Annotated in this window: 20 protein-coding genes; 3 read left to right on the forward strand and 17 right to left on the reverse strand. The window is 43.0% G+C overall.

Translation table 11 applies throughout. The features are described from left to right. Positions 1-44 precede the first annotated feature (44 nt). The 5 genes from GZH31_RS14195 to prlC all read right to left on the reverse strand — a co-directional run bounded on the left by GZH31_RS14195 (position 45) and on the right by prlC (position 6,878). Positions 45-518: a peroxiredoxin gene (locus tag GZH31_RS14195; protein WP_036973141.1), complete on the reverse strand. Its 474-nt coding sequence runs from the start codon at positions 516-518 to the stop codon at positions 45-47. 120 nt (positions 519-638) lie between these two features. After that, the gene (locus tag GZH31_RS14200) at positions 639-2,564 is read right to left on the reverse strand and encodes a methyl-accepting chemotaxis protein (RefSeq protein ID WP_180311137.1); all 1,926 of its coding nucleotides are present in this window, start codon (positions 2,562-2,564) and stop codon (positions 639-641) included. A 116-nt stretch (positions 2,565-2,680) separates the two neighbouring features. Continuing rightward, positions 2,681-3,436: a class I SAM-dependent methyltransferase gene (locus GZH31_RS14205; RefSeq protein WP_036973144.1), complete on the reverse strand. Its 756-nt coding sequence runs from the start codon at positions 3,434-3,436 to the stop codon at positions 2,681-2,683. Positions 3,437-3,540: 104 nt separating this feature from the next. Next, on the reverse strand, positions 3,541-4,719 hold the full coding sequence (locus tag GZH31_RS14210) for a two-component system response regulator (RefSeq protein ID WP_036973146.1): 1,179 nt from the start codon (positions 4,717-4,719) through the stop codon (positions 3,541-3,543). 107 nt (positions 4,720-4,826) lie between these two features. After that, entirely contained in the window at positions 4,827-6,878 is a 2,052-nt protein-coding gene (prlC, locus tag GZH31_RS14215; protein ID WP_036973149.1) for an oligopeptidase A, read from the reverse strand. A 151-nt stretch (positions 6,879-7,029) separates the two neighbouring features. Here prlC and gorA point away from each other — a divergent pair, with 151 nt between their 5' ends. After that, entirely contained in the window at positions 7,030-8,391 is a 1,362-nt protein-coding gene (gorA, locus tag GZH31_RS14220; RefSeq protein ID WP_180311138.1) for a glutathione-disulfide reductase, read from the forward strand. A gap of 178 nt (positions 8,392-8,569) precedes the next feature. After that, on the forward strand, positions 8,570-9,304 hold the full coding sequence (locus tag GZH31_RS14225) for a glutaredoxin family protein (RefSeq protein ID WP_036973154.1): 735 nt from the start codon (positions 8,570-8,572) through the stop codon (positions 9,302-9,304). A 72-nt stretch (positions 9,305-9,376) separates the two neighbouring features. On the opposite strand, the gene GZH31_RS14230 is transcribed toward GZH31_RS14225, so the two are convergent. From GZH31_RS14230 to GZH31_RS14275, 10 genes are all read right to left on the reverse strand, one after another. After that, complete coding sequence (locus GZH31_RS14230; RefSeq protein ID WP_051501928.1) at positions 9,377-9,625, reverse strand: hypothetical protein; 249 nt, start codon at positions 9,623-9,625, stop codon at positions 9,377-9,379. Between the two features lie 159 nt (positions 9,626-9,784). Further along, complete coding sequence (gene tldD, locus GZH31_RS14235; protein WP_036973157.1) at positions 9,785-11,224, reverse strand: metalloprotease TldD; 1,440 nt, start codon at positions 11,222-11,224, stop codon at positions 9,785-9,787. Next, on the reverse strand, positions 11,221-12,051 hold the full coding sequence (locus GZH31_RS14240; RefSeq protein ID WP_180311139.1) for a carbon-nitrogen hydrolase family protein: 831 nt from the start codon (positions 12,049-12,051) through the stop codon (positions 11,221-11,223). Before GZH31_RS14240 ends, tldD begins: the two co-directional genes overlap by 4 nt. Continuing rightward, positions 12,041-15,901: a YhdP family protein gene (locus GZH31_RS14245; protein ID WP_075593956.1), complete on the reverse strand. Its 3,861-nt coding sequence runs from the start codon at positions 15,899-15,901 to the stop codon at positions 12,041-12,043. The genes GZH31_RS14240 and GZH31_RS14245 overlap by 11 nt, the downstream gene beginning before the upstream one ends. After that, positions 15,901-17,373: a ribonuclease G gene (gene rng, locus GZH31_RS14250; RefSeq protein WP_036973165.1), complete on the reverse strand. Its 1,473-nt coding sequence runs from the start codon at positions 17,371-17,373 to the stop codon at positions 15,901-15,903. Before rng ends, GZH31_RS14245 begins: the two co-directional genes overlap by 1 nt. A gap of 1 nt (position 17,374) precedes the next feature. After that, positions 17,375-17,944, reverse strand: a complete 570-nt coding sequence (locus tag GZH31_RS14255; protein ID WP_036973166.1) for a nucleoside triphosphate pyrophosphatase — start codon at positions 17,942-17,944, stop codon at positions 17,375-17,377. Continuing rightward, complete coding sequence (gene mreD / locus GZH31_RS14260) at positions 17,944-18,423, reverse strand: rod shape-determining protein MreD (protein WP_036973169.1); 480 nt, start codon at positions 18,421-18,423, stop codon at positions 17,944-17,946. Before mreD ends, GZH31_RS14255 begins: the two co-directional genes overlap by 1 nt. Then, entirely contained in the window at positions 18,416-19,258 is an 843-nt protein-coding gene (gene mreC / locus GZH31_RS14265) for a rod shape-determining protein MreC (protein WP_174403892.1), read from the reverse strand. Before mreC ends, mreD begins: the two co-directional genes overlap by 8 nt. Then, the gene (locus GZH31_RS14270) at positions 19,258-20,301 is read right to left on the reverse strand and encodes a rod shape-determining protein (protein ID WP_036973172.1); all 1,044 of its coding nucleotides are present in this window, start codon (positions 20,299-20,301) and stop codon (positions 19,258-19,260) included. Before GZH31_RS14270 ends, mreC begins: the two co-directional genes overlap by 1 nt. Positions 20,302-20,433: 132 nt before the next feature. Continuing rightward, entirely contained in the window at positions 20,434-22,458 is a 2,025-nt protein-coding gene (locus GZH31_RS14275; RefSeq protein WP_180311140.1) for a formylglycine-generating enzyme family protein, read from the reverse strand. A 236-nt stretch (positions 22,459-22,694) separates the two neighbouring features. On the opposite strand from GZH31_RS14275, the gene GZH31_RS14280 reads away from it, so the two are divergent. Continuing rightward, positions 22,695-23,591, forward strand: coding sequence for a 1-aminocyclopropane-1-carboxylate deaminase/D-cysteine desulfhydrase (locus GZH31_RS14280; protein ID WP_180311141.1), 897 nt, complete (start codon positions 22,695-22,697; stop codon positions 23,589-23,591). Here GZH31_RS14280 and GZH31_RS14285 read toward each other — a convergent pair. Together GZH31_RS14285 and ssb are read right to left on the reverse strand one after the other, a co-directional pair. Continuing rightward, positions 23,588-25,285 (reverse strand): EAL domain-containing protein, encoded by a 1,698-nt coding sequence (locus GZH31_RS14285; RefSeq protein WP_180311142.1) that lies wholly within the window; start codon positions 25,283-25,285, stop codon positions 23,588-23,590. The two genes, GZH31_RS14280 and GZH31_RS14285, sit on opposite strands and share 4 nt — an antisense overlap. Before the next feature lie 323 nt (positions 25,286-25,608). After that, entirely contained in the window at positions 25,609-26,301 is a 693-nt protein-coding gene (gene ssb / locus GZH31_RS14290) for a single-stranded DNA-binding protein (RefSeq protein ID WP_180311143.1), read from the reverse strand. Between the last annotated feature and the right edge of the window lie 18 nt (positions 26,302-26,319).

Consider the following 26,319-nt stretch of genomic DNA (forward strand, 5'->3'; position numbering starts at 1 on the left):
TCCCCTGGGACTTTTAGCCGGACTCTCGTCCGGCTTTTTTGTACTTATAGCTTTTCTAAAATAGCCTCAGCACGACTTACTGCAAACTCTTTATCTTGTTCAACAAATAAGCCTGCTACCGTTTGGTTTTCTACGATCATTGCATAACGCGTCGAACGAATACCACCAAAACTCGCGGTGTCTTTATCTAAACCAAGCGCTTTAGTAAAACTGGCATCACCATCAGCTAACATACGAATGTGTTCAGCGTTGTGCGCCTCACCCCATGCCTTCATTACAAACGCGTCGTTTACCGATACGCAGTAAATAGCATCAACACCTTTCGCCATAATTTTATCGGCAAGTGCCACAAATTCAGGTAAGTGTGCATTTGAGCACGTTGGTGTGAAAGCACCTGGCACTGCAAATAAAACCACTTTTTTGCCTGCAAACAAAGACTCTGTTGAATGCGTTTGCATTCCTTCGCTCGTTAGTTCTGTTAGGCTTGCTGTTGGTAAAGTTTGGCCTTGTTCAATCATCATAATTCCTTGAAATTTTAGTATGAGTTCAGAGTATATACCCAAACGATACATTGCAGCACATGCTTCATTTTACGATACACAAAAGTGCGTGATATCTGCGAAGCCATTTTCGGCTAATTACAATCCTAAGCTACGTTTAATGGTATTCATTTGCTGTTGTAGGCGCTGTTGAATATCGCTCACAAGAACATTTGATTCGCTTACTTGGCCTTTCATGCTGAGCATTGACTGACTAAAGTTTTCGAGCAAAGCATTTTGCTGCTTTGCAAGCTCCATGGCATCAAACGCGACTTTATTGGCGTCTTGTGCTTTTTCGGCAACCCCTTCTGAGTTGCGCTTTAACTCTTGGGCATTTTGCGTTTGTAACTCGGCATCACTCGCAAGCGCACTAATTTGTGTTGATACCATGGTTGAGTTTTCACTTAAGCGATTAAGCTGGCTGTTAATATCATCCAGTGAGCCTTGGGTTTGTCTTGCTAATTTACGCACTTCGTCAGCGACAACGGCAAAGCCGCGACCATGCTCTCCTGCCCGCGCCGATTCAATGGCGGCATTAAGTGCCAGTAAGTTAGTTTGTTCGGCAATATTTTTAATGACTTCGATCACGTGGCCAACATCATTTACGCCACTTAATAGTGCTTTTAAACTTGTTAAACCTTGCTCTACACGTTGCTCAGTGTGTGAGCTGGCTATGAGCATGTTGTCAGCAAACCCTAAGCTTTGCTCCATGGCATCAAATGTGTGCTTGGCATTGTCGGCCACTTGGCTATTTATACTGTTAACTTGCTCGCCGATATGCTGAATATCATTGAGTAAAGCTTGATTTTGCTCGACCTGTGTTCGGCTCGCATCAGTTTGCTGACCAATCGTGTGGAGGTGTTCGCTCATTTCTAGCATAAAGTCATTAATGACTTTAAGCATTTGCGCCCGTTCTTCGGCTTCACCGCGTTGACGCTCAATTAGCTGGTTAAAGTAATGTGCTATTTCGCCCACTTCTGTCTTGGGGTTATTACTTTGAATATTTTTTAGTTCGTTGCTTTCAATTAAAAATGCAAACCCATCACGTAATTGACGCAGTGGATTTAGCACTTGATTACGCTGTACAAAGTACACGCCAGCCGCTAACACCACTAACATGCCAATAGCAAAGCAAAACACAATAAAAACCTGTTGCTTAAGTTGCCCTTGTTGCTCTTTTAATTTTTGCTCGGCACCGAGTACCGTACTAGACAGCGCGTTTATTTGCGCACGTAATGCTTGCATGCCTGTTTGGCGTTGCTCTGCTTGCGCGATGGTCGACGCTAAGTCGCGCGGAAAGCGCTTAGGCCAGCTGCTTAGCTCTGCTTTTATGTCGCCTGCTAAGTCTTCAGCCTCTTCGCCAAAAAATAAGGCGTCTTCGTCAACCTCGCTCATGACCCCTAAATTATCAAGTTGCGCTATTTTATTGGCAAGGGTGTTAAGGTTCGCCACACTTTGATTAAGGCTGGTTTTGGTGTCTTGATCAAAACTAACAATGAGTTTGTAAGTATATAAGGCAAGGGTCGTTACTTCGCTGTAGTAATCACTTGCAAGTTGATAATACTCAAGCGCTAATGCAGTTTGTGGCTTGGCTTGTGTTGCATAACCCACTAACGATGATGCCGACCCTGCCATTTGCCTGAGTGAATTATCAAGCAGCGCCATTTCGTTACCTGAAAGTTTCCCCAGTGCTCGGTATTTACCGTTAATGTCTTTATCTAATTCGCTGAGTTGTGCCGTTAGTTGGCTTGCGAGCTCGTTTGGTAAGCTTGCTAAATGCTGTTTTTTAACATCGCTGATCAGGGTAGAGGCTTGATTTAAATGTTGGCTATCACCTTGCTCTAAATAATCATCAAGGTGGCTTTTTAAATCAATAATAATGGTGTTTTTTAGCTTGTTGTAAGCGTTATCTTGTTGCTCTAAGCCGAGTAAGGTTTGGCTTGCCCAAAACAAGGTGGCCGCCAGTAAGATACTGGCAAGAGTGAGTAAAACGGCTAATAACCGAGTAAATGATGACACGCGCATGAACTACATTCCCAAAAGTCGTTACGCGCGTAGAATATTAACCTTTTATGACAATTTGATGTAAACCATCCAAATTAACGTCAAATGTAATCACAAATTAATACTTAATAACTGCACTACACCATGGCAGCTTTTACATACACATCAAAGCGGTTTTTCTTGGTTTTGATTTGCATGCTGGGGGTTTTGTCATTTAAAAAAGGCGCGTAATCAGGTCGCTTAACAACAACCCGCTTAGTAGCTAATGGATACGCAAATTCGAGTAAATCGTCTGCATCGTTGTCCGCACCCACCAGCTCTTGGAATACACGCATTTCTTTTTTAACCAGTGCCGACTTTTCTCGATGTGGAAACATAGGATCTAAATAAACAACATCTGGTACGTTGTTACACTGAGCCAGTAATGTGTGGCTTGAGCCAAACACTAAGCTCATTTTTTCTTTCATCCATGGACCAATATCAGCATCGTTATAGGCTCGCTCTAGGCCATCGTATAATAACGCAGCAACCACAGGATGACGCTCATGCAAAATTACATGACAACCTAACGACGCAAGCACAAAGCCATCTCGGCCAAGGCCTGCTGTTGCATCAAGCACAACGGGAGTGGCTCCTTTATTTAAGCCCACCGCTTTGGCTATCGCTTGACCTTTACCGCCACCAAACTTGCGACGATGCGCCGCCGCACCACTCACAAAATCAACATGAATAGCGCCCAGCTTCGGCTCATCCTTTTTTTTAAGGCTTAGGCCCTGATCGTCATAGTGCAATGAAAAGCCATCATTATTTTTAGCCCATTCGGCTAAACCGAAACGTTGCTCTATGGCGTCTAAATAAGGACGCATTTCTTTAAAAGGACAATGAATTACCACAATTTACTCCGTGAACCGAATGCAACGCAAGTATATACCCAAACGTATTTAAGATACATGGTTCACAGGTGTGCAAAGTAAAAGTTACGTCACTATTTAAATCGCTAAAATAGCTCGATATCTGTTTGCGAGGTGACATCTTCAGTATGGCGTGGCTCTGCAATTTTTTGCAGGTTTTCTAGTAACTCATTACGCGATTCAATAATGTGTTTAAGCTGATATTTAATAAATGCTAAATCATCATTAAGCGATGCAAATAACAACTGGGTTTGCTGTAACTGCTGAAGGTGAAAGACCACTTCATCACTGCTTGATACGTTACTTTGTTCCACTGACTTAGTTAGCTCAACTAATTGTGCGGCAAACTTTTCGACAGCCCGCTCTCGTGAGTCACTATTTTGATACATCTGTTCCGACAGCTCATTAAAAGCATTACCAATTTGCTGTGCTTGGGCTAACGCGCGCTCGTTCACTTCCATATCTTGTACTTTGGCGTTAGTCACTTCGAGAATATGCGGAAACAAATCTTTGTAACGCCCATAAAGCTGCGCATCGTCTAATGGCATGTTTTTTACTAACATCGATATTTTTGGGTAATTAACAATGGTGCGATGCCCAAAATCAACAAAGCGGTTTGCGTCACGGTGTTTTTCAAGTAGCTCTTGCTCAAGCGGACATACTCCACCTTCTGCACTGCAAAATACGCCGATATCTTGATACCAGAATGCAAGAACCACATCGAGATCCATCGGATTAAAAAACTCAAACATGTGTTCAGACAACGCTTTAATATCATGCGCATGATAACTTTGCCCTACGTAACGCATTATACGCCCCATATCGCCCGAGTCTGTCATGGCTATTTCGGCGGTGATCTGCGCACGTTCAACATCACTTTTTAACTTTTTAGAGTGCTGACGATATTGGTATAACACGCGAATACGCGCCATAAGTTCTTCAGCGTTGAACGGCTTAACAATGTAATCGGCTGCACCGGCATTGTAGCCCTTAACCCGGTCGGGCAATTCGGTTTTACCCGATAAAAACATCACCGGTGTATCTTTCGTTTGTGGGTGTGCTTTAAGTTCAGTGCATACTTCAAAACCCGTTTTGCCGGGCATTTCAATATCCAGCAAAATAATATCTGGATTATATTTAAGTGCCTGTCTTAATCCTTCTTCGCCATTTTTAGCATGGATCAATGTGCAAAAGCCCGAGAGCGACTCTTCGATGACATGATGTACGTATTTATCATCATCAATGGCTAACACCAGTTTTGACATGCTTTATTCCTGTAAATGCTTTTCTAAAAAGCATAGTACGCAAGATTGATTTTGCTAAGATTTATTAATAAAAAAAGCGCCTTACGGCGCTTTCATTCAATAATAACTTAGGCTGCAATGCCACTGTGTCTGAGGAGTGCATCGACTTGAGGTTCACGACCTCGGAACTTTTTAAATAATTCCATCGGCTCTTCACTGCCTCCTTTTTCTAAAATGTTCTTTAAGAAAGCGTGACCCGTTTCTTTATTAAAAATACCTTCTTCTTCAAATTTAGAGAAAGCATCTGCCGACAAAACTTCAGCCCATTTATATGAGTAATAACCGGCACTGTAACCACCGGCAAAAATATGGCTGAAACCATGCTGAAAACGGTTAAAAGCGGGGGCTTTAACAACCGCAGTTTTACTGCGAACTTCATCAAGCGTGGCTTGAATATTACAAGGTTCACCCGCTTTGTAATCATGGTGAATGGTAAAATCAAACAGCGAAAACTCTAACTGACGTAGCATTTGCATGCCCGATTGAAAGTTCTTCGCAGCCAATAATTTATCAAGCAGTTCTTTTGGCAGCGGCTCACCCGTTTCATAGTGACCCGAGATAAAGTTAAGGGCCTCTTCTTCATAACACCAGTTTTCTAAGAACTGGCTTGGCAGCTCTACAGCATCCCATGCCACACCATTAATGCCCGCCACTGGCGCAGCATCAACTTGGGTCAACATATGATGAATACCGTGTCCAAACTCATGGAATAAAGTTGTCACTTCGTTATGAGTAAACAGCGCAGGTTTATCACCCACTGCCTTATTAAAGTTACAGACTAAGTAAGCGACAGGCGTTTGTAATTCGCCATTAGCGCGCACTTTACGCCCCATGCAATCGTCCATCCAAGCGCCACCACGTTTACGGTCACGTGCATATAAATCAAGATAAAAACGGCCGCGTAGCGTGTTACTGCTATCGTAAATCTCGAAGAAGCGCACATCAGGATGATAGCTATCAAACTCATGCACTTCTTTCACGCTAATATCAAACAAGCGGTTTACTGTGGTAAATAACCCGTTTAAGACCTTATCGGCAGGAAAGTATGGGCGCAGTACTTCATCAGAAATTGCGTACTTTTCTTGCTTTAATTTTTCTGCGTAATACGCGTAATCCCATGCTGCAAGCTCGCTTACACCATGTTTTTCTTGTGCGTAGGCTGTTAATTCAGCAAGCTCTTGCTCAGCTTGTGGCTTTGACTTAGCCGCTAAATCTTCTAGAAACGAGAACACTTGCGACTCAGATTCGGCCATTTTAGTTGCTAATGACATTTCTGCGTAGCTGCTAAAACCGAGTAATTCGGCCAGCTCATGACGAAGTGCAAGCTCTTCGCTCATGATATCTGAGTTATCAAACTCACCTGCATTAGGGCCTTGGTCAGACGCACGAGTTACAAACGCAGTGTAAGTTTCTTCACGTAATTTACGATTATCGGCATAGGTCATAATAGGCAAATAAGAAGGGAAATCTAAGGTGAATACCCAACCATCAAGCTCTTTGCTTTTTGCTGTATCGGCACCGAGTGCCAGTGCTGACTCAGGTAAGCCTGCTAATTCACTTTCATCTGTAATGTGTTTTTGCCAAGCGAGTGTCGCATCCATCACATTATTGCCAAACTTAGAGGCAAGCTCTGATAAGCGCGCACTAATTTCACCGTATCGTTTTTGTTGCTCAGGCTTTAAGGCAATGCCCGATAATTCAAAATCACGCAACGCATTAGTAATGGTTTTTTGCTGTGCAGTGGTGAGTGTTTTAAATTCTTCGCTGCTATGTAAAGCATTATAGGCATCGTATAAACCTTGATGCTGACCAACAAAGGTTGAGTACTCAGATAACAACGGCAAACATTGCTCATAAGCTTCGCGTAGCTCGTCGCTATTTACCACCGAATTCATGTGCGATACTGGCGAAAATAGTCGTGATAACTTGTCATCAGCCTCTTCAAGTGGAAGAACTAGGTCATTCCAAGTGTATGACTTACTTGCCAATACCTCATCAATTTTGGCACGACAGTGTGCAATCGCTTCTTTTAATGCCGGCACAACATGGGCTGGTTTAATCTTAGAAAACGGCGGAAGCCCTTCTAATCCAATAAGTGGGTTATTTTCTGCAATTGTCATTTTCGTTCTCAATTTTTATGCGAATATGGTGTTGAAGTTGGGGCGAATTGATGAAATACAAGGGGCTTAACCTCGGTCTTTATTATGCTATTATCAACTTATTAATAAATCGATTAATTAATAAAAAACTATCTGTTTTTGAGGACAAACTATGGCTCAGCATTTTGATTACATTGCAATTGGTGGTGGCAGTGGCGGTATTGCCTCTGCAAACCGTGCAGCAATGCGTGGCGCAAAAGTCGCACTTATTGAAGCAAAACACATGGGTGGCACCTGTGTGAATGTAGGTTGTGTTCCAAAGAAAGTAATGTGGCATGGCGCACAAATTGCTGAAGCAATTAATGCATACGCACCCGATTACGGCTTTGATGTCGAATTAAAAAGTTTTAGTTGGGCTAAATTAGTAGAAAGCCGCGAAGCTTACATTGGCCGTATCCACCAAGGGTATAACAAATACTTATCAAGCAATGGCGTAACGGTAATCAACGGTTTCGCGACCTTTGTTGATAACAAAACCGTTGAAGTTAACGGTGAGCTATACACCGCTGACCATATTCTGATTGCCGTGGGAGGTCGTCCAACGATTCCTAACATCCCAGGTGCTGAACTAGGTATTGATTCAAATGGCTTTTTTGAGCTAGATGCCCAACCTAAGCGTGTTGCTGTTGTGGGTGCTGGTTACATTGCTGTCGAAATCGCAGGTGTACTTCACAGCCTTGGCACTGAAACGCATTTATTTGTTCGTAAAAATAAACCATTACGTACTTTTGACCCTTACATTGTTGATACGCTTGTCGACATTATGGCGAAAGAAGGCCCGACACTTCACACTGACTGCACACCAAAAGAAGTGATTAAAGAAAGCGATGGCAGTTTAACAATTCACTTTGAAAATGGTCACAGCCAAAATGTCGATGAAGTTATTTGGGCAATTGGTCGTACACCAACAACCGATAAACTGAATATCACAGCGACCGACGTTGAACTTAACGAAAGTGGCTACGTAAAAGTTGATGAGTATCAAAATACAACCGCTAAAAACATTTATGCCGTTGGCGACATCATCGAACACGGCATAGAGCTCACACCCGTGGCTGTAAAAGCGGGCCGTATTTTATCAGAGCGTTTATTCAATAACGAATTGCCTGATGATTTAAAAATGGACTACGAGCTAGTACCTACTGTTGTATTCAGTCACCCACCTATCGGCACGATTGGTTTAACAGAGCAAGAAGCAATTTCGCAATATGGTGCTGAAAACGTAAAGGTTTATAAATCAAGCTTTGCAGCTATGTACACAGCAGTTACTCAACACCGCCAAGCATGTAACATGATGCTTGTGTGTGCAGGTGATAACGAAAAAGTTGTTGGCTTACACGGCATTGGCTTTACTGTTGATGAAATGATCCAAGGCTTTGCAGTCGCAATGAAAATGGGCGCGACCAAAGCAGATTTTGATGCCGTAGTAGCGATTCACCCTACTGGCTCAGAAGAGTTCGTGACGATGAGATAAACTCGCGTTGCGAGAAAATATTAAAAACCTTGCGGTGCTGCCGCAAGGTTTTTTTATGCCTTGTAGAAAGTCGGCACAAACCTTGTAGCTACGACGTTATACCAACATTTTGCCATTGTTTACTGTGTTATCGAGTAAAGATTACGCAATAAGCTTGGCATTTTTACAAGGAGGCACTGTGTCTAAGTCTGCAATTTTATATCGCATGGTAACCGATGAGCATATATGCCCATTTGGTTTAAAATCTAAAGATTTGTTAGAGCGCAATGGTTACGAGGTTGATGACCGCCACCTCACTAACCGCGAAGAAACAGATGCATTTAAAGAGCAGCATCAAGTAAAAACCACGCCACAAACCTTTATCGATAATAAGCGTATTGGGGGGTATGATGATTTGCGCGACTTTTTCAATCTGCCCGAAGCGGGTCAACAAGGCACAACTTATACCCCTGTTTTAGCGATTTTTGCGGTTACCCTGCTCTTAAGCTGCGGGTTTAGCTACGCCAGCGGCACAGCTTTACTGTCGATGCAAAACTTAATGCTGTTTGTTGCACTGACAATGGCGGTGCTCGCTATTCAAAAACTACAAGATCTGTACAGCTTTTCAAACTCATTCATTACTTATGATTTACTGGCAATGCGTGTTGTGCCTTATGCCTATGTTTACCCGTTTATTGAAGCCTACGTTGCCATAGGTATGGTGGCTAAGCTGCCAGCTTTAGCTGTCGCGCCATTTTCGTTGTTTATTGGTGGCATAGGTGCGGTGTCGGTGTTTAAGGCCGTTTATATCGATAAGCGAGAGCTAAAATGTGCCTGTGTAGGTGGCGACAGCAATGTGCCGCTGGGCTTTATTTCTCTCAGCGAAAACTTATTTATGATAGCGGCAGGTATCTGGATGCTGAGTACACTTTAGCCATTTATGCTAAAGCTTTAGGTGATAATTTTCAGTGGCTTAATAAGACGTTAAGCCACTGTAATGGGCGTGCTACCCGCCATTGCGTAAGTCACGCTCAAACTCAGTTTCTGTTTTAACCGGATGACACGTCGACGTCACTGAACCTTTGCTGCTGTCATCTTCGTCTGTACTAAAAATGGTATAGCTGTAATCGGTTTCTAGTTCACCGCCTAAACACTCGTGCTCGGCATACACTTCATTTGCAGACCCCTCTCTTACTTCCTGTGATGCACAGCCGGTAAGCATGAGTAGTATTAATAAAATTGGCGTTACTTTCATATTTTCACCTTAAAATTATTATATTTACTGCGAACAGTAACGAATATAGTGGTATTGATGGTACCTATATTGATACATTTTTACTGCAAAGTGAAGTGTTATGAAATGAGGCAGGTTAAAAATTTAACCTGCCTTACTGAAGCGGGAAAAAGAGGGCGACTAAGCCGTACCACCGACCGTTAAGTTGTCAATTTTAAGGCTTGGTTGACCAACCCCTACCGGCACGCTTTGACCGTCTTTACCACATACCCCGACGCCTTTATCAAGCGCAAGGTCGTTACCTACCATCGAAATTTGCTGCATCACTTCTGGGCCGTTACCAATCAGTGTTGCGCCTTTGATAGGCTGAGTAATTTTACCGTTTTCAATTAAATACGCTTCAGAAGCGCTAAATACGAACTTTCCTGAGGTGATATCAACTTGACCACCCCCAAAGTTTGGCGCAAAGATGCCTTTTTTCACAGAGCTAATAATATCAGCTTGGCTGTGCTCGCCCCCCAGCATGTAGGTATTAGTCATACGCGGCATAGGTAAGTGAGCATACGACTCACGACGCGCATTACCTGTTGGGTTTACACCCATTAGGCGTGCATTAAGCTTATCTTGCATGTAGCCTTTTAGAATACCGTTTTCAATAAGCACGTTATACGCAGCAGGTGTGCCTTCGTCATCTACATTCAGTGAACCACGGCGATCAGCAATAGTGCCATCATCCACCACGGTACACAGCTCGGAAGCCACCTTTTGACCTACTTTACCGCTAAACGCAGAGGCACCTTTACGGTTAAAGTCACCTTCAAGACCATGACCCACGGCTTCATGCAGTAACACACCCGGCCAACCTGCCCCCAGTACCACTTCCATGCTACCTGCTGGCGCATCAATGGCTTCAAGGTTCACTTTAGCTTGGCGTACAGCTTCTTCTGCGTATTCCATCCAGCGCGGCTTACCATCAACTAACTCTTTAAAGTAGCCGTAATCTAAACGCGCACCGCCGCCTGCACCACCGCGCTCACGGCGACCATTCTTCTCAAGTAATACGGAACAATTTAAACGAATAAGCGGGCGAATATCGGTGGCAAAGGTGCCGTCGCTTGCTGCAATGAGTACCTCTTCGTACACTGCTGACATAGAGCTAATCACTTGCTCTGCGTCGGGGGCTAACTCGCGAATGTAGTTTTCAAGTTCGCGCAATAGGCTCACTTTGTCGTTATCGCTCATACTTTGAATTGGCTGATGCGGTGCATACTGCTGTTTTGCTGCTACATCGCTAAATACTTGAATCGTTTTGCTTTCGCCTGCGTTAGCAATGCTTCGTGCTGCTGTTGCGGCTTTATTCAGCGCTTCAAGATTGATTGCATCTGAGTACGAAAACCCTGTCTTTTCACCGCTTACAGCGCGCACACCCACACCACGCTCAACGTTGTATGAGCCTTCTTTTACGAGACCATCTTCTAACACCCATGATTCATGGTGGCTAGATTGAAAATACAGATCGGCATAATCCACTTGATGTTGATGAATAAAAGCGAGCGTTTTTTCTAATTCTTCTCTATTTAGCTGGCTGTCATGTAATAAATGCTGTTCAACCGTGTTCATAATAAATGCTCTCTAAATCGTTGCTGAGACTGCACAGGCATGTCTTGGCGAATTGTATTCAGTCGGTTTAAATCAAGCTCATGGCTGATAAAACCAGTGCCTGAGGCAAGCTCACTGAGCGTGTTTCCCCATGGCGAAATAATAATGCTGTGGCCATATGTTTGTCGGCCATTTTCGTGCTCACCCCACTGTGCAGCGGCTACCACATAACATTGCGTTTCAATCGCTCTGGCAGCCAACAAGGTATGCCAATGAGCGGCTCCTGTTACAGTGGTAAAGGCACTGGGTACTAAGATGAGCTCAGCCCCTTGGCGCTGCATCGCAGTGAATAAACCACTAAAGCGTAGATCATAACATACTGCTAAGCCGATTTTACCAAAGGGTGAATCAACCACCACAATATCTTTGCCCGCTTCGGTGGCATCAGACTCCCGATAATTACGCGTGCCATCGGCAACATCGACATCAAATAAGTGGATCTTATTGTACTGCGCAACCACCTCACCTTGGTTATTAAATAAAAACGAGGCGGCTAAATATTTACCGTTAGGTTGTGATACCGGCACTGTCCCAGCAGCCAGCCAAATATTATATTGTTTACATAGCGCAGCCAGTGCAGCTGTATACTGTTCAATGTGTAATCCGAGCTGATAACTTGCTTGAGTGTGCTTGCTAAAAATTAAAAAGCTTTCGGGTAGGCATACAAGCAGCGGGCGTGTCGTGGGCAATTGCGCCAGCGTGTCTGCTAAAAAAGCCAAATTTTGCTCCGCATTCATTCCCGAGCACATTTGCACTGCTACAACCTGCGGCTGAGTATTAACTGTCATTGTTATCGAAGCTCGCTGAGGTGGCTGCATCTTTTAATTTAAGCCTTGTTGATGACTGCGGCTGGCTTTGTGCCGCTTGCGGTAAGGTTACTTCACGGCTCTTACGATCAATTTCTTCAACAACCGGATCATTCATACTGCCTGTCACCTTAAAGTTGATTTCTGAGATCACTCTCGCAGAGTGAATTACTTTATCGATTGCAAGCGCCGCAAGGCCACTTACCGGGTTGACCATCCATGCCACGATCACTGGAATACTTGAGGTAACCTGCGGGGCAACGGCTAGATCGTAGTCTATTTCAAAGGTATTTAAGTTAGTGTGGCCTTTAATCGTTAAGTCGGCAGGCACACCATCAAGCTTGGTATCTTGAGTGTAAGCAATCCCTTTCTCTAACTGCATCGTGCCTTGCATCTTGTTATAAAAGAAGCCTTTTGAAAATACATCTCTAAAATCAAGTTTGAGCTTACGTACCAGTGAGTCGAGACTAAGCAATGAAAACACCCTAGCACCACCGTCACTCACTTCCGCTAAATGCCCTTCACCTAAACGCCAATCTAACTCGCCTGCTAGCGTAGGCACATCAAAATTATACGGCGCACCTTGCCAAGCGAGGGCAAATTTTATGTCGGCATCGGAGTCTTTTACTGTAGTAGTAATATCAAACTCATCAAATAAGTCGCCAATATCATCACTTTGTAGGTGACCGTTAAAACGCGTTGAGCCATCAGCAAATTGCCCTTTTGCTCTCAGTATATGGTCGCCTTTATCTATCACGAGCTCAGTAAATATCAAGCTATTATTATCACCACCAAACGTGGCTTTTACTTTATCAAGTTGGTACTCGGCTAGTTTGCAATCTTCACAGTTAAATTCGATGGCTGGAATACGTGTTAACCAGCTTAAGTCTTCAGGTTGTTCAACTTCGTGTGCAGACTCCGTCGCGGTGTCATTAAAGTTAACCCGTAAATAATCAGTAAATATTTGAATAGGCCTACGTGTATCGCCTGTCGGAATGAGTGCATCAGCTCTGAGCTCTTTGGCATTTAGTTTAAGCTCTAAATCGGCTTGCTTTGGTGCTAGCCTAAACTCAACATCATTAAAATCGATATTTTGAACCGCTAACTTATTAAATTGACCCGTTACATTGTTAAATGCAGGCATTACGCCAGGACCATCTGATTTAGCCTTGGTCAAATCGATAATTTGCTCAATCAACCCAAACCATGGCACAAGCTTAGTTTCTGGTAGGTCAATCGATACCGCAAAACCATCTCGATTAAGGCCTAAATCTTTTGAACCTAAAATAAGGTGTGCGTTATTAAACTGCTTTTTGCCATTATCTAAAATAGCATTGAAAAATAGCTGTTCATTGATATTTGCAGTGATCAAATTAGAAATATGATCGCCCTGCACTACCGCTTTGATAGGCCAAGCATTGTCAGCACTTTTTGTGTAAGGTGCGGGTAATTGACTGGTTATACCCACTAAGTTACCGCTGATATCAGCGCGATAGTTGAAGTCGTTGGGTAAAAAGTTAAGGGAGACATTAATAGCAACGTCACTTTGCCCCGTTAAATAACCTTCGAGCAGACCCTGCCCTTGCTCAATTAATGGTTCTGCATCTAAGGCCAATTTAATCGCGATTTCTGCGCGGTAATTATCAGCCACATTTTCGCTATTAAAGCTGGCTGTTAACGGCATACCTAACCAATCAGCTTTGGCATTTTTTAAATCAATTTTGTCGTTATTAAATTTAACAATGCCTGTCATATGATTAAGTGTGATGCCAGGCTGAGCAAGATAAACAGGTAAATTAGCAAGCTCAACTTCGCCGAGGGCATCAACATGGCCTGAATGTAAATCGACAAGCAAATTAATATTTGCTGTGGCTTCACCTTGCGCTTGTACTACTTCAAAAACACTTGCTAACGGTTTAGCGAGCGGTGTGGCTGCAAAAAATGACTGTAATTTATTGCCGTGGGCACGTTTATTTATCGCTACATTTAGAGTATCGGCATGCATTAAATCAGCAATACTTACGTGTACACTGTCGCCAAGTGATAAGTTTACAAGTGTGCCTGACTTGCTGTAAATATCCATGCGTTCATTTTCAAAATGCAAAATCACATTGGCATTTTCAACGCTGGGCCAACTGGGTGTGAACTGGTATTTGGCATTGTTCACATTTGCCAATACTTCGAACTGCCCTTGTTGCTCTTTAAACGGAAAACCGCTAAACGGCCCCGAAAACAACACCTGTGCTTTATTAACTTCGCCGCCTTTAATGGCGCCGTTTAGGTAGTTAACTAAGTTTTCGCTCATTACCGGTAATGGAAAATAATGCCCCGCCACGTTGGCATCAGGTGCGTACGCTTCGGCATATAAATCAAGGCGCGGCTCTGCAGTTAGGCTAAGCATCATTTCTGCTGCAACGGTTACTTCGTCATTATCAAGCCAAATGTTGTCACTGCTAATACGCCAGCCATCGTCGTAATGACGTAAATCAAGTTCAACATTTAACTGATTATAAGGAATGTCTTGGCTAAAACTGCCATTGGTTAACAAACGGTTATTTTCGCCAAATAACGTTATACGCCCCGCAGCTTGGTTAATATTTCCCTCAACCCGAATGGCTTGCCCACCAGGGATCCCTTGTAAGGATAACCAGTTGAGCTGTTCACCTTTAAACCACAACTGCCAGTTATCTTGCGCACCAAATTCAACATACGCTTCGCTTAATTGGCCATTAGGCTGTCGTTCTAAAAATGGCGCTAATACTTCAAAGTTACTCAATTGAGATAATTTTGATAACAATGCAAAGTCAAACTGCTTGAGCCAAATCTTATTTGTATCTCCAAGCTGGGCTTCAAACTGCAATGTTGGCCATTGTTTTAAATCACTTTCAAAAGCAAGTCCGGTACTTTTTAAACGCCAACCATTCTGCCAAGGGAATAAGTGAAAGCCCCCTTCATTTAAACTAATTTGATGCGCTTCTTGGTTTTGTTGCCAATTTATGTAGCTGGGTAACCATTGCACTTTTACGTCACTGATCAGTCCTTTTTCAAGGCTAAACCAAGTTTGCAAGTTCATATCGGAGTGCAATTGTTGTTTGTCTGTATTGATGTATTGTGCCAACCATTTTGAGACATCGACATTCGCAGCTTGCACATAAATATCGCCAGCCATGGTCTCAAGCGTTGAACCATTAAGTGCCATGCGGGCATCAAAGTTGCCGACAGAAATCCCCGGTAAGGCTAGGCTTCCTGAACCTTGGTGCTGTTCTGGGGTATTTTGCCACACAATGTTTTCAAGAATTAACGTACGCTCTTTGCCATCATTAAGCATAAAATTAATGCTACTGTCTTGAATCGCAAAGTGGCCCGTTTCACCCAAAAACAAGCTTTCTATTAACTCTTTTTGCTCAAAACTGTCTGCTTGCTTGTTGTTGCCAAACTTAAGCATGGTTGGCAAATCAACATCGGCATGAAAACCATTGATCACAAAGTAACTTGATTTAAGTTGACGAGTTTTAATCGACTCCCACAGATTTACCTCTAGGCTGGCTTTATCTATGGTGAGTGCAATCGGTGAAGTCTGGTTGTCCTCAAAGGAAATATCTTCAAGGACTAATGAAGGGCCTTTACCTTGCCAACTGGCTGAGATAGCACCTATTGAAAGATTTACATCGAACTGTTCATACAAAAACGCTTCAATGTCGCCTTTATAGTCATTGGCATATGGCAGGGTATACTTTAAAACAGAGACAATAACGGCCAGCAGTACGATAGTAATAGCAAAAACTTGCCATAACTTACGTAAACAAAAAAAGCAGACCGTTTTTGCCTTCATTACATCATTACCACATCAAACTGTTCTTGATTGTATAAACTCTCTGTTTGAATACTGACCTGTTTACCTATAAATAGTTCAAGCTCGGCGAGGTTATGATACTCATCGTTGATCAACGCTTCGCTTACCGAAGGCGCTGCATACACCATAAACTTATCGGCTGCGTAGGCACGGTTAACCCTGACAATTTCACGCAGAATTTCGTAGCATACCGTTTCAACGGTTTTTTGCGACCCTCGGCCTGAACACGCGGGGCACACGTCACATAAAATATGTTCTAAACTTTCGCGGGTACGCTTACGAGTCATCTCGACTAAACCCAGAGCAGATAAGCCATTGATGTTGGCTTTTGCGCGGTCTTTTGCCAGTGCCGACTCAAGTGAGTGTAAAACGCGACGTTTATGCTCGTCACTTACCATATCGATAAAGTCGATAATGATAATGCCACCTAAATTACGTAATCGCAGTTGTCGTGCGATTGCCGATGTTGCCTCGATGTTGGTGTTAAAAATGGTTTCTTCTAAATTACGATGCCCAACAAATGCACCGGTATTTACATCAACGGTAGTCATTGCTTCGGTTTGGTCAATAATTAAATAACCACCTGATTTAAGTTCAACTTTACGGTGAAGGGCTTTTTGAATTTCGGTTTCGACATCAAACAAATCGAAAATAGGTCGCTCACCTGGGTAGTATTCAAGCGCCCCAGATAAGATGGGCACAAACTCTTCAGTAAATTCTTTTAACTCTTGGTATGTCAGCTTTGAGTCAACACGAATGCGCTCCATGTCTTCGCCAACATAATCACGCAGGGTACGAAACGCCAGCGTTAAGTCTTCGTGTAAGATGCTCTCTTTACTGATTTTTTTGCGTTTATTGACAATTTTTTGCCACAGTTTTTTCAAAAACTCTGCATCGTGACGCAGCTCAGCTTCTGAAGCGCCTTCGGCAGCAGTACGCACAATAAAGCTGCCATCTTCATCGCCATATTCAGCGACTATTTTTTTCAGTCTGGTACGTTCTTCTTCGGTTTCAATACGCTGACTTACGCCAACATGGGTCGCGTCAGGCATGAACACTAAATAGCGTGATGGAATTGTGATATCAGTCGTTAAGCGCGCCCCTTTGGTGCCCAAAGGATCTTTCACTACTTGCACCATGATGTATTGACCTTGGCGCACTAGTTCACGGATATCTTGCACCTTTTTAATGGGCTGCTCATCGACCCCTTCAACAATTGAAGCACTATTTACAATGTCAGATGCGTGCAAGAACGCTGCTTTCTCTAAGCCTATATCAACAAATGCGGCTTGCATTCCCGGTAATACACGGCTGATTTTGCCTAAGTAAATATTGCCAACAATGCCTAGGTTGCCGATTCTTTCTAGCTGGATCTCTTGTAGTACGCCGTTTTCAATAAGCGCAACACGACTTTCACTCGGTGTAACGTTGATCAGTAATTCAGTGCTCATGTTACCCTCTTAAAAATTCATTTAATAACTGCTCAGTCTCATATAAAGGTAAGCCTACTACTGCAAAATAGCTACCAGAAATATGACTTACAAACCGTCCACCTTGGCCTTGAATGCCATAACCACCCGCTTTATCGTGCGGTTCACCAGAGTGCCAATAAGCGTCGATTTCATCATCGCTAAGCTGTTTAAAAGTGACATCGGTAATTACAAGGCAGCTTTTTACGTGCTGTGTATCAGCAATTGCAACGGCGGTCATAACTTGGTGAGTTCGGCCCGACAAACGTTGCATCGTTGCTACAAAGTCGGCTTTATCAAGCGGTTTGCCAAGGGCTGTGTCATCAATAACCACAACCGTATCACTGCCTAACACGGGCCTGTCGGTATAGCCCATTGCAACGCCTGATTGTGCTTTGAGTTTGGCTAAACGTTCTACGTAATGACGTGGCGATTCGTTCGGAAATTGGCTTTCATCTGCATCAACGCTAAATTGAGAAAACTCAACGCCGAGTTGGCTGAGCAACTCTTTTCGGCGCGGTGATGCAGACGCCAAATAAATTGCGGTTTGCATTATCTAATCCTGAAATGACGGCGGTATTTACGCAAAATTAAGAAAATCCACCACCAACACAGCATGCCAGTCAGCACGGGCCACATATAATGAGGGCTGAAGTAAACTCCCATCAAAAAGTGATTAAGCCAAAATTGCATTAAGTGGTAAAGCGTTAAAAACAAAGCAATTAATATACTTTGCTGCCATAAAGAAAAGTTTCTAATTTTTTGAAAGTTACTGGCGGTAATAAAAATACACACCGAATAGGTCAGCGAGTTCACGCCCAGTGGAGAGCCCGATGCTAAGTCCATTAATAAACCCACAACCCACGCTGTGCCAATGTTTAAACGGTGCGGCACCGCTAACGACCAGTACATAAGCACCAGTAACACCCAGTCTGGGCGGTATGGCTCAAATGAGATAGGTAACGGCATTAATGCCATGACCAGTGCAAAAAAGATACTAATTGCAATCAGCAAAGAGTGACGGCTATTCATTGCTTATGCTCTCCTGCTGATTACGCCACAGCACAACCAATAAACGAATTCGGTCAAGTTGGGCAATTGGCTCAGCATACACTTGTGCGAATGGGTGCCCTTCATCACGATTAATTTCGGTTACCACGGCCACAGGATACCCCTCAGGGAAAGTCCCCCCTAGACCTGAAGTCACTAAAATATCACCAATACGTACATCAAGGCTATGCGGCACATGCGACAGCTTCACGACATTTATTTTGCCAATCCCTTCAACCACAGTGCGAACATCATTGCGTAAAATACGTACCGGTGTCGCATGGGTTGTGTCGGTCATAAGCAAAACGCGAGAAGTGGTTGAACCCACTTGTGTAATTTGCCCGACAACCCCCATTTCATCAATCACAGCTTGGCCTTCGCTTAAGCCATCTGTAGTGCCACGATTGATCACAACCTGATGGCTGTATGGATTTGAATGAACAGAGAGCACTTGGGCAATTATTTTACGATTTGATTGCTTTGCAGACGAACCGAGTAACGCACGCAACTTGTCGTTTTCACGCGATAAAAATTGCAGCTGTTGTAGTTGTTCGCTTTGTAAAAGCTGTTTTTTCTTCAGTGCTTCGTTTTCAGTAAGAAGCTGATCGCGAGTATGAAGATTCTTCGCACCAATACTAAATAGCTCATACGGCAAATTGGCAAGATAGATGAGTGGGCTAACCAGTGTATTTAAACTGGTGCGGATTGTTGTACCACCTTGTGTATATCGATCGCCCACAATCAATACGACACTCAAAAGCACTGCGACAAAGAGTCGCAGTTGCAAAGAGATGGTACGACCAAACATTAACTTCATTAGTCGTAACTAAATACGTCACCACCGTGCATATCAATCATTTCTAATGCTTTACCGCCACCACGAGCAACACAAGTTAGTGGGTCGTCAGCAACAACAACAGGAATACCTGTTTCTTCCATTAATAAACGATCTAAATCTTTTAACAGTGCACCACCGCCTGTTAATACCATGCCGTGTGCAGAGATATCAGAGGCAAGCTCAGGAGGTGATTGCTCAAGTGCAACCATAACCGCACTTACAATCCCCATTAGAGGCTCTTGTAATGCTTCTAGGATTTCATGTGAGTTAAGTGTAAATGAGCGCGGCACGCCTTCAGCAAGGTTACGACCACGTACTTCAATCTCAACAGGCTCATCGGTTTTGAATGCCGAACCGATCTGATGCTTGATATTTTCAGCAGTTGCTTCACCAATTAGGCTACCAAAGTTACGACGGACGTAGTTGATAATAGCTTCATCAAATTTATCACCACCAATACGCACAGATGATGAGTAAACCACGCCATTAAGCGAGATAATGGCCACTTCTGTCGTACCACCACCGATATCTACAACCATTGAACCGGTTGCTTCTGATACAGGTAAGCCTGCACCGATTGCCGCAGCCATTGGCTCTTCAATCAAATACACTTCACGTGCACCTGCACCCATTGCTGATTCGCGAATAGCGCGTTTTTCAACTTGTGTTGCCCCACACGGCACACAAATTAAGACACGTGGGCTAGGACGCATAAAATTGTTGTTATGTACTTGCTTGATAAAGTGCTGGAGCATTTTTTCGGTGACATAAAAGTCGGCAATAACACCGTCTTTCATTGGACGAATCGCTTTAATGTTACCCGGTGTACGGCCTAACATTTGTTTTGCTTCCGTACCTACAGACGCAACACTTTTAGGACCACCAGCTCGCTCTTGACGAATAGCAACTACTGAAGGTTCATTTAATACGATACCTTCTTCTTTTACATAAATAAGGGTATTGGCTGTACCCAAGTCGATCGATAGATCGTTTGAAAAAATACCACGAAGTTTTTTAAACATGAGGCTGGATGACCTTTGATAATACGTTCTTATACTAGCTGCTCTCACTCTACCATGCTAAGCACAATAAAGCGCAACTGCCTTTATTAAATTGCTAAAAAAGGAAGCCTGCTTTGCTTCCTTTAAAAATTTTTATCGCTCGCGTACTAAACGAAACCCGATATAGTTTGCACGAAAATCTGGCGCTAAAATTAAGCGTGTTGATACACGTGCTAGGCTCGGAGCGAAATTCCATGCCCCACCACGAACAGTCACATCAGACTGCCCCGGTTTTTTGTTTGTCCATTCCCATACATTACCTACTGTGTCATACAGACCAAATGCATTAGGAGAAAACGACCCGGTTGGTGCAGCGCTTTTGTTTGACCATTCACTACCACACCAGCCACAGTTCGCTAAATTTTTACCTATCTCGTTACCCCAAGGGTATTCAGTTTCTTTACCTGCGCGTGCAGCGTACTCCCACTCAACCTCATTCGGTAAACGAAACAACTGCCCTGTTTGCCCTGATAACCAATCTGCATATGCTTTGGCATCATTATACGTTAAGCAAACAGCCGGGAAATCACTGTCTTGCTCAAAACCTGGGTTGCGCCAGTTTAAGGTCGCTTCCCATACTGGCTCACCATTTAAGTAATAAGCACAGCCACGATTCTTTTCGGCTTCTGTTTTATAACCTGTATTAGCAACGAATTGCTCATATTCACCCACACTGACTTCTTTGCTTTGCATGGCAAATGAGTTAGCAATGGTTTTTTCAACAACAGGGCGCTCATTAGCTAAGCCATTACCGTTAATGTCACCCATTTTAAATGTACCCGCTGGGATAACCACAATACTCGCTGTATTGGTTTTATTAACAATACTTGCCACTGGCGCTGCTGTAGGTTGCTCTGTTGCGACAACGGCAGCGACAATTGGTTCAGGCTCTTTCACTAATTTTGCATTAATAGTTTGAGCTTTACGCAAGTCTAAACGCGCTTTATAGCTTTTATAACCACGCTTGCGTATCTCAATATCATGAAAACCTCTTGGTAATGATGTCGTTAGCTTGGTTGACCCAAAGCTCACACCATCAATAAACACTTCATCATCATAAACATTTGAACGAAGCGTTAATTCAACCATTTTAGATTTTTTTAGATCAGGTAATGGTTCAACCCTTACTGGCTTTTTTACTGAGTAATCACTTACAGGTTGTTCGCTCATACGCGAAACCGATACCACCTGACTATTATCCTGAGAGTCACTGAATGTTAACTGACTATCAGAGTAAGTGGTGGTGTAATTGGGTTGATAGTTTCCAGCAAGCGGTGAACCATAATCTGCGCAAAAACGGTTGTCTAAGTTAAGCAGACTACATAAACGGCTGCTGTTCACATCACCGCGCATCGTTACGCTTAAGTTCACGTTATAGTTACCTTGTCCGCTAAAGGCACTATTTACAACATGACTACTTAAAATTTTAACTTGTGCACCCGCTAAATTGCGTTTCGGCTCAACTAAACGTTCTTCTGTTAAGTTAGCAAAAATTTGATCTACAAAGCGCTTGGTGGCTTTTTGTAATCCCATTTGCTGACCACGTTGCTCACACGCTGCTAATGTTTCAGTGCGCTTACAATTAATCGTATGATTAACTTCAAGTGTGCCTTCACGCGTAAACTCATTGCGCAAACGTTCAACACGTGCTGTTGCGAGTTGCTCTTTTAAGCTCTCTAAGGTGTTTAGTTGGGTATGCTTAGCAACACGAATTTGCTCAATATCTTTTCTATGCGATGCAATTGCCGCCAATTGCATCGAAATGTCATCTTTGTTCTGTTTGTGATCCACCACTGCTTTTTGATAGCGCGTTTGTGCATTGCTAATATCTAAAGTGGGGTCATCAATTAATCGACGATACATCTCGTTCATTGCATCAAGCGCTTGGTTTTTTTCTTTGTCTAGCTCAGCTGAGCGGGCGCGCAATAATTCGAGTTGTTTTTGTAACTGACTTTCTTCTTTTAGGTGTTTTTCGAGTATTAAGGTCGAGTTATCGTATTCGGCTTGTTTTTTACTGATCTCTGATTCAATGCCAGTTACCGTAGCAGTATCTTGTGCAAATGCACTCGATGCTAGCAAACTAACTGAAATTAACAGAGATAAAGGAGCAATTCGCATATATTCCATTCCCAAAAAGCGGCAATTATTTGGTCATTATTATTTTTTATAATTAAACTCTTATGCTATGTACTTGCAAGGCAAAACACAAGCTTTGTTCAATTATTATCTGAGTTTACAACTATTACCTTAGTTGATGCCAGTAAATAACAAAATCATTTTAGTTTAATTGACTAATTTCTATCTCTATGACGACTTTGCTACAATTAAGCGTCTTTTTTAGCGTAAATTAAACCGTGACTATTATTTCTGAATCGCCTGTTCAAACCATCAACCACGAACTGTTATCAGCACAAAAGCTGACATTACAGATTAAACGTGATGATCTTATTCACCCACAAATTAGTGGTAACAAATGGCGTAAATTAAAATTTAATTTACGGGCTATGCAACAACAGGGAAAAACTGAGCTACTCACTTTTGGCGGCGCATTTTCAAACCATATTCATGCCACAGCAGCTGCGGGTCAGTTATTTGGGTTTAAAACGCACGGTATTATTCGCGGACCTGAGCTTGATGAACACAACCCCACATTGCAGTACGCCAAACGCTGCGGGATGACATTGCACCCCGTTAACCGTATTACTTACCGTTTAAGAGGCGAAAGCCGCTATTTGGCAGAATTACAAAAGCAGTTCCCGCATGCTTATATTCTACCCGAGGGAGGCACTAACCCTGCGGCGCTGCTGGGGTGCCAAGAATTAGCGCAAAGCTTACCGACGAGCGATGTCATTATTTGCCCAACAGGCAGTGGTGGCACGCTGGCAGGCTTAATTGAAGGCAGCCCACACTCCACAACCGTGCTCGGTATTGCAGTATTAAAACAGGCCGAATATTTAATTGATGACATTAAGCAACTGAGCCGTAAAGCAAGACAACAAAAAAATTGGCAGCTATTACTTGAACATCATGATGGCGGTTATGGCAAATTCAGTCATGAACTGTGGGAGTTTTGTCAGACATTTACGCAACAACATGCCATCCCACTAGAGCCTATTTATAGCGGTAAAATGATGTATGCGCTGTGGCAATTGATAGAACAAGGTTTCTTTGCAGAAGGCACGCAGATCATGGCTATCCATACTGGTGGCTTGCAAGGGTTAGACGGCTTAAAGTACCGTCGTTTAATCTAACTAAAAGGCGTTATATCGGCAAGCTTTTGTAGGGGTTCAGCAAAGTAAAAACCTTGCGCTGCGATGACGCCTAGGTTTTTTAATGTTGCAAGCTCGTTGCGTGTTTCAACGCCTACAGCATAAACAGGAAAATTAAGCTCATTGCCTTTCGCTATAATCTGTCTAACCACTTTTTGTTGCTGCGTATTAGTATCAATATTATGAATAAGCTCGTATGCCAATTTAATACTACACACATTATTAAGTTGCTTGTATTCAACAAGGTTTTCGGCACTGCGAACATTGTCAATCACAATACCTGCGGATAATTTTTCTAAACAAGCAAACTGCGAGCTTAATTGTTTATGCTGTTTTAAATAATCGTCTTCACTGAGCTCAAATTGTAATTTATTAGCTGCATCAAAGCCTTGCATTTGCGCTTTAAACCAATGCCAAAACTCATCATTAAACCAGTTCATCGCATGTAAGTTTATACTTACCATCATCGCACCTGATTCGTTATCAAGCATTTTTTGTACTTGTGTCACTACGGTCTGATCTAACAATAAAACATCTTTCTTGCTGGTCATCTGTGGAATGAAATGACGAGCAGCAAGTAATCCTAAGCTTTTATGACGAATTCTAATAAGCGCTTCATGCTGTAAAATTTCCCCTGTTTCTAAGTCAAACAACGGTTGAAAGAACAGCATAAAATGCTTTTTCTTAATGTACTCAAACAGGTGCTCATTACTATCAGTGAGCATACTAGATTGCGTATGCCCAAACGGTAAGCGGTGAATGTGTTGCCACGCACTTTGCTTAGCTAAAGTCAGTGCCGATTTAGTAAGCTGATACACCACAGCCTGATCAGCACCAGTACGGTAATTACATACACCTATTTTTATATCACCACGCGATAAATCGCTGCGATAATTAAGGCACGCTTGATATACAACGTGATGCAAACGCTTGGTGTACTTATCAACTTCGGTGGCAGGCACACTGTTTAGTGTTACAGCTATACCGCCCGAGGGAAGTAGTTTTACCGAACGGTTAACAAGTTCCCCAAACCCTTTGGCAATCACTACTTTAAAGTAATTATCGACATCAAGATTCGCCGGAAACGGGGTTTTCCAAAAAAACAGAGCAAATAAATGATTGTAGTTTGTTGGTACCCCATACAAAATATTTAAATCTTGATGAGGCAGCGGCTTTGGCAGCTCTCCTTTTGTAAGTACCGGCTTGACCTGTTTTTCAATAGGCTTCACCGGCGGTGCTGCGGCTACCAATACTTTTTTAGACAGTACCCGCCACCAGCGAAATCCCCAATACCCAGCCCCAATTAGAATTAAGTTTAAAAAGATAAATAAATGACTTTCAACGACCCATGAAGGCCAGTGAAAAAGGCGCAAACTCACAGTGTGATAACTAAATACCTCCTGCTCTAAATCAATAAAGTTGGCAAAATTATGTGGCACATCTGTCACGTTCATAGCAAAACCTTTACTTTCAACTAAGGTTGCAATGATATCTTTTGACGCAATGGGGTCTAAGTTTAAGTCGTATACTTGCCTTGCAAGCTCAGTACCTGTGCGATGCACTTTCTCGTGTAATACGTCACTTAAAAAAATATTAAAAACAACTAATAACAAAAAAGCGGCCGTCACATAAATGACTTCCGGTTGCTTTATTTGTGATGTTAGGTCTTTTTTCATTTCACAAGTTAGTTGCCCAAATATACACAAAGTGTTGTTCAAGAACCCTATAAATACAAGGCTGCAGCGCGATTTAAAGAAATTTCTGATTCATCCCCTGACCAACGCTGTCAAAAGTTACGTAAATTTAAACACCTAGCAAAATGCCTTAATGAGAATTATTTTGTAACCGAAACATATTCGAAGCCATCCCCATTCGTTTATACCATTGTGCTTAATTAAGTGGTCTATTTTGAGCAATAAAAAACCCAGCACCAAGGCTGGGTTCTTAATACAATCTTTATATAAAGTATCTTGCTTAATACTTTAACTTTTCCCCGGTGCTAAAACGGGATATCGTCGTCAAAATCGATTGGTGGTTCCATTGGGTTTGATGCGCCACCTTGCGGTGCATTTTGTGGCTTAGGAGCAAAACCACCTTGCTGTGGTGCGCTGCTTTGCTGTTGGCCATAACCACCGTATTGGTTGTTATTTTGCTGCGGTGCAGGTGCAGGCTGTTGTTGTGGGCGCTGTTGTTGTGCTGGCGCCGGTGCTGGCTGCTGCTGAGGTGCATAGCTGTTGCTTTGCGCTTGCTGCGAACCGCCACCATAGCCGCCACCTTGTTGTTGACCACCTTGGTAACCGCCTTGTGATTGGCCACCTTGATAACCACCACCCTGTTGGTCGCCACCACGGCCACCTAACATTTGCATTTGACCGCCCATGTCTACCACGATTTCAGTGGTAAATTTTTCTTGGCCAGATTGATCAGTCCACTTACGTGTTTGTAAACGACCCTCAATATAAACTTGTGAACCTTTACGAAGGTACTCACCCGCTACTTCAGCTAGCTTGCCAAATAAAACAACACGGTGCCATTCTGTACGCTCTTGCATTTGCCCTGTGTTTTTATCTTTCCAGCTGTCAGTCGTAGCAATGCTGATATTCGCTACACCATTGCCATTAGGCATATAACGTACTTCTGGATCTTGGCCTAAATTACCAACCAAGATTACTTTGTTCACACCGCGTGCCATGGAACTTCTCCTTTAAAC

Origin of the sequence: Pseudoalteromonas sp. JSTW, from assembly GCF_013423925.1 — a bacterium.
Taxonomy (GTDB): Bacteria; Pseudomonadota; Gammaproteobacteria; order Enterobacterales; family Alteromonadaceae; genus Pseudoalteromonas; species Pseudoalteromonas lipolytica.